Origin of the sequence: Levilactobacillus muriae, from assembly GCF_045862015.1 — a bacterium.
Lineage (GTDB): Bacteria > Bacillota > Bacilli > Lactobacillales > Lactobacillaceae > Levilactobacillus > Levilactobacillus muriae.
In genome coordinates, this window is sequence record NZ_BAAFRU010000047.1 from 1 (window position 1) to 3,907 (window position 3,907).

The following is a 3,907-nucleotide window of genomic DNA, read 5'->3' on the forward strand; positions in this document are numbered from 1 at the left end:
GCGTCACCAATCAATGCATTCATAACATACAATGGTGAAGTGCCAATATCACCGTACACAATTCCTAAAGTAACAAGTGCCCCCGCAAAAGAAACACGTTCTAGTTGCTTATTCATATTTGCTTGCCCCCAACGCTAATTATTGAAATATAGCACTGCAAAATAGTAAGCCTAAACACGAAGAAAAGCAACTATGCCATATACATCATAATGGATTGAAGTCAATATTTGAGACAGATTTTAAGAGACATTCAGAACCGCGTTTACCTTCCACAGCTCAAATAAATCATTAATCGTGATTAATAACTTATTTGAACCCTGGAAAGCATTAAATCAGGCGGCCATTTGGCTCGTAAGTGTTGCAATTTCAACTTGTAAGGGGGTCTGGTAGCCCAGTGAACTATGAATTCTCTTCCTATTGTAGAAAGCATGCACATATTCAAAAAGGACGGCAGCGGCAGTTTCATAATCTTCAAAGACCGGCACTGGATAAACACATTTCTTTTTGAGGGAAGCGTGAAAGGATTCCATTGGCGCATTATCATACGGACACCCCTTACGGCTGTATGAGTGGCGGATATGTAGTTCAGTTAAACGTTGATTGTAATCATCGCTGGTATACTGTGATCCTAAATCCGTATGGATAATCAGGTCCCCAGTAATGGTTCGCTTTTTAACCGCGCTTTCCAGGGTCTTTAAGACTAAATCAGTATCCATCTTTTTTGAGAACGAATAGCCGATAATCCGTCGTGAGTGCAGGTCCATGATGGTTGATAAGTAACACCAGCCATTACGCTTCGTTTGAATATAGGTCATATCAGCGGTCCATTTTTGATTTAAACCAGTGGTCGAGAAATCCTGCTTAAGCAAGTTGGGACGCTGTTCAACCTTGGTTTTGGAAGCCGAAGCCGCTTTCCATTTATTGACGGTAACGGAGTGGATATCCAGTTCCTTCATGAGCCGGGAAATCCGTCTTGGGCTGCACCGACGCTGCAGTGGTTGAAGTTCCAGATTCAATTCATGGTGGATCTTCATAACGCCGTATCGCTGCTTAAATTCCGCAAAGATCCGCAGAATCCGTTGTTTTAAGTCCGCATCTTCGGCCCGGCGTTTTGAAGGTTTGGGGGATCGATAACGATAATACTGAGCTCTGGAAACACCGAGGATTCGGCACATCTTAGTTACCTGGTGGTGATGGCTTTCTTGGTGAATGTAATCAAAAATATTGGTTACTTCTGCGCAAGGAAGCCCAGGGCTTTTTTTAGGATTTCGTTCTCCTCAGACAGGGAAGCCAGCCGCTTTTCCATCGCTTTAATTTCGTCTGGCGATTTACCGGATTGAGTTTTGGCTTGGCCCTGGATCCACTTATGAACGGTTGAATAGCCAATGCCATATTCTCTGGCCAGTTGGGCGGCTGATTCGCCTTGCTTATATAGGTTGATGATGTTTTGTTTGAATTCTTTGTCGTAACGAGTTGGCATGTAAAAATTCCTTCCTTTTGAGAGACGATTTATTCATTATACGCTCTCTTAAAAGTTGTCTTGGGCCTAGAATAAAAAGTGTACAAGTTAAATAGAGACTCTGATTTAGTATAATTAAGGAAGTAAATTGGAGGATCAAATAATGACGAAGCACAGTTATGACAAGGAATTTAAGGAACAGGCCGTTCAGTATTACTTAGATAACAAGGATCACATGACCATGAATGAAATAAGTAAGAATCTAGGTATTGGGGCTAGTACATTACATAAATGGATTAAGCTGTTTACTGAGACTGGGGAGTTTAGCCGTGGCTCTGGTAATTTTGCCAGCGATAAGGACAAGGAGATTGCACGACTAAAGCGTCAACTTCGTGACGCTGAAGGAGCGATCGAAGTGTTAAAAAAATCAATCGGGATTCTGAGCAAGTAACTACCGAAAAGGTATACCAAGAAATGGACGTTCAGCACGCTTTGGAATCCCACCCTTCCATCAATGGTATGTGTGATTATGTTGGAATCTCAAGAAGTGGTTACTATCAACGAGAAAAGCGTCATAATCACCAATCACCGCGAAAGCTTCGGAAGAAGTTTATTCAAGGTGAAATTAAAGCAATTTGGCTCAAAAGCCTTTGTATTTACGGTGCCGGCAAAATCACCCAAGAACTTCGCTCAAAAGGATATAAGATCGCTGAACGAACTGTTGGTAAGTATATGCGTGAACTTGGCATTCACGCCGTTTACCTAACCCCTTGGACGACTACCACTCGCAATTCTAAGTTTGATAAACAGCTAATAAATATTTTAGACGAGCAGTTCAATCCATTGCGATCAAACGCCGTTTGGTGCATTGACACCACTTATATTCCAGTTCATGACGGATTCGTTTATTTAACCAGTATTATGGACTTGTACTCCAGACGGATCATTGGTTGGGACTTATCTGAAACCTTGGAGGTATCGAATGTCATCCCACTTATTGAAAAGACTAAGCACAGTCGCCATATTAGCAAGCCATTAATCATGCACAGTGATCGTGGTAGTCAGTTTACGTCTGAAGCTTACAATCAAGCTACAGCTAACATGACATTAAGCTATTCAAAGAAAGCTTATCCTTGGGATAATGCCTGCATTGAGTCGTTTCATGCCTTGATTAAGCGTGAATGGATAAATCGGTTTAAAATCCATTCATACTCCGAAGCTAAACGACTAGTTTTTCAGTACATTGAAACGTTTTACAACACAGTTAGAATTCACAGTCACTGTGGATTCAAATCACCAAAGCAACTTGAAGATGAGTATCAAACTCAAATTCAAAATTTAGTCGTGGCATAGGACAAAAAAGTCTCTATTTAAATTGTCTATTTTATTGACAGGGGACCATCTCAGGAATCAGCTTACATCCAGAGATTATTCTTGATTTAATTGGAGCAACGGGTATTGATATACAAGAATTTGATAAATTAGCTATGAAGCTTTAGTTGTACTAATTGAAAATGGGACTACGGAAACTTTTAATAGATTTATCGAAAAGTTCAGCTAATCACTGTTTTTTTGCATATGGTCAGGAGGTGGCGATATCATGATTAATTCATAGTAAATACGGGTATGAGTTTCCGGAGTGGGCACAGGCGGGTGCTCGGCTCGATAAGATGGTGTAAGGATAATAGACGTCGTGCTAAATAGCGTGGCGTTTTTATTTTGCCCAAAATTTGGAGGTGGCCGGCATGGGCCAGATGGTAAATAGCAGATTTGGCCTTGTCAGTCGCACAGAGACACGTTGCTTGGGTGACTTAGAACATCAGCTTAAAGATGGACGGTGGTAACGTAAAAAGCCGCAGCGACCACATAAGCCGCGTATTACAGTGTGGAGAAAAAACAGGGTAACAAGCGTGAAAAAATAAAAGAAGACCAGATTTTGGTCTTCTTAAAAATGATAATTTATTTATCGTCTTTATCTAACTTTTCCTTTACGTTATCAACCGTATCTTTAACAGCATCTTTGGCATCTGACAGTTTATCTTTAGCCTTACCTAGAATACCTTGACCCTTACCTTCAGCTTCGCGGGCCTTGTCGTTCGTAACCTTGCCTTCAACTTCTTTAGCTTTTCCACTTACCTTATCTTTGGTGCTATCAATCTTGTCATCTAGACTCATAATATAACCTCCCATAATGTAATTTGTTACAACAGTATTATTCCACATTTTAATTTGCTTGTCTAATAAGGAGATCCTACAAGAGATAGTGTGAATGACACTTATAAGGTAGATTGCAAATTTAATCCGAATTTTTGGACAAATTTGTCAGCATAACCTGATACGGTGTTTGCCAGTCGAGTATTTTAAGCGGTCGCTGGTTAATTTGGAGTAACGTCGTCGTTAAATTTTGAGCACTAATGTGCTCAAAACGAGTCCCTTTAGGATAAAAAT

The 3,907-nt window shown here is 40.5% G+C and carries 6 protein-coding genes and 1 pseudogene; 2 read left to right on the plus strand and 5 right to left on the minus strand.

Annotated features, from left to right (window positions below; all coding sequences use genetic code 11):
- The 3 genes from ACKTSF_RS14185 to ACKTSF_RS14195 all read right to left on the minus strand — a co-directional run.
- Positions 1-116, minus strand: a 116-nt coding sequence (locus ACKTSF_RS14185) for a KUP/HAK/KT family potassium transporter (protein WP_251899498.1), incomplete at its 3' end; no start/stop codon positions are given.
- A gap of 216 nt (positions 117-332) precedes the next feature.
- Positions 333-1,223, minus strand: a complete 891-nt coding sequence (locus ACKTSF_RS14190; RefSeq protein ID WP_407890242.1) for an IS3 family transposase — start codon at positions 1,221-1,223, stop codon at positions 333-335.
- 5 nt (positions 1,224-1,228) lie between these two features.
- Positions 1,229-1,480 (minus strand): IS3 family transposase, encoded by a 252-nt coding sequence (locus tag ACKTSF_RS14195; RefSeq protein WP_002816285.1) that lies wholly within the window; start codon positions 1,478-1,480, stop codon positions 1,229-1,231.
- Between the two features lie 142 nt (positions 1,481-1,622).
- Between ACKTSF_RS14195 and ACKTSF_RS14200 the strand changes: the two genes are divergently transcribed.
- Both ACKTSF_RS14200 and ACKTSF_RS14205 read left to right on the plus strand, forming a co-directional pair.
- On the plus strand, positions 1,623-1,910 hold the full coding sequence (locus ACKTSF_RS14200; RefSeq protein ID WP_253246916.1) for a transposase: 288 nt from the start codon (positions 1,623-1,625) through the stop codon (positions 1,908-1,910).
- 23 nt (positions 1,911-1,933) lie between these two features.
- Positions 1,934-2,812: an IS3 family transposase gene (locus tag ACKTSF_RS14205; protein WP_407890240.1), complete on the plus strand. Its 879-nt coding sequence runs from the start codon at positions 1,934-1,936 to the stop codon at positions 2,810-2,812.
- 606 nt (positions 2,813-3,418) lie between these two features.
- On the opposite strand, the gene ACKTSF_RS14210 is transcribed toward ACKTSF_RS14205, so the two are convergent.
- Together ACKTSF_RS14210 and ACKTSF_RS14215 are read right to left on the minus strand one after the other, a co-directional pair.
- Positions 3,419-3,634, minus strand: a complete 216-nt coding sequence (locus ACKTSF_RS14210) for a CsbD family protein (protein ID WP_003680381.1) — start codon at positions 3,632-3,634, stop codon at positions 3,419-3,421.
- Between the two features lie 121 nt (positions 3,635-3,755).
- Positions 3,756-3,907 (minus strand): annotated as a pseudogene (locus ACKTSF_RS14215) (IS30 family transposase); the annotation flags it as partial.